Source organism: Pseudomonas sp. 3MA1, from assembly GCF_029237275.1.
Taxonomy (GTDB): domain Bacteria; phylum Pseudomonadota; class Gammaproteobacteria; order Pseudomonadales; family Pseudomonadaceae; genus Aquipseudomonas; species Aquipseudomonas fluorescens_AP.
Map to the genome: position 1 here is coordinate 1 of NZ_JAACFX010000028.1, position 1117 is coordinate 1117.

The 1117-nt window shown below is 51.0% G+C and carries 1 protein-coding gene; it reads right to left on the minus strand.

The window, feature by feature from the left end; all coding sequences use genetic code 11:
* Positions 1–18: 18 nt before the first annotated feature.
* Positions 19–960, minus strand: a complete 942-nt coding sequence (locus tag GWQ44_RS30785; protein ID WP_103740928.1) for an IS110 family transposase — start codon at positions 958–960, stop codon at positions 19–21.
* Between the last annotated feature and the right edge of the window lie 157 nt (positions 961–1117).

Consider the following 1117-nt stretch of genomic DNA (forward strand, 5'->3'; position numbering starts at 1 on the left):
GAGCAACCGTGTCGAACTTCAAGCCATTTCAGCGAAGTGTTTCTGATCGCGGATCATGGCATTCAGAATCGTCAGCAGCTTTCTCATGCAGGCAACCAAGGCCACTTTCTTGCTCTTCCCAGCAGCCAACAAATGGTTATAAAACTGTTCTATCACGGGGTTATGGAGCTTTGAGGACAGAGTTGCCATGTACAACACACTTCTTAGTTCGGCTCGACCACCCCAGATCCGCCTGCGGCCCTTAAAGATACCGCTATCGCAGTTGTAAGGAGCCACACCTACCAACGCAGCTACCTGCTTGCGATTGACCTTGCCTAGCTCAGGCAGCATCGCTAACAACGAAAGCGCGAGCACGTCACCGACACCTTTCACTTCACGCAATAAGTCATAGTTAGCCTTCCAGATCGGGGAAGCCTTGATTGCATCGTGTAAATCATCATCGGTATTTTTAAGTCGCTTCTGCAACCACACAACATGCGCCTTGATGTCCTGTTGAAGTGCTTTAAACACTGCTTGCTTCAAACGCGACTGTTCCGCCACCAGCATGTCGATGATTTGACGACGTCGTACCAGCAGATCTGCCAACTCACGAGCATGTTCATCCGCAAGTTCGCGAATAGCGGGCTTAACTGCTTGGGCAAACTCGGCAATGATCCGAGCATCCAGTGCATCAGTTTTTGCCAGTTGGCCTGTAGCCTTCGCAAAATCACGGACCTGCCGAGGGTTGACAATAACAACCGGTAAACCAGAAGCGGATAGCTCAGCGGCGGCTAGCCGCTCGAATCCGCCTGTTGCCTCCAGCACCACCAAAGCTGGTGTCTGTGCCTTGAGATATTTGGTTAAACGCTGAATATCGTCATGCGTGTTAAGAAACTGCTCGACCTGACCAGTCGTGCTGACAAATGAATCCAGCGTGCTCTTGGAAACATCAATTCCGACAAATGCAGAGTCTTGGTTCATGGTGATTTCCCCTGTCCAACCTTGCAGAATCGGGCTTTAAGCCCAGGCAACCGTTCGGACTAATTTAGGAAGGAACCTGCCTCGACCCATGCTCACTCACGATCTCGAAATCCGAGGGCACCGCGATCTGAGGCAGGTAGAAATTAGCTTACAAGGG

Coding starts and splice junctions, on each gene's coding strand:
- GWQ44_RS30785 (WP_103740928.1), bottom strand. CDS start 960: ATGAACCAAGACTCTGCATTTGTCGGAATTGATGTTTCCAAGAGCACG.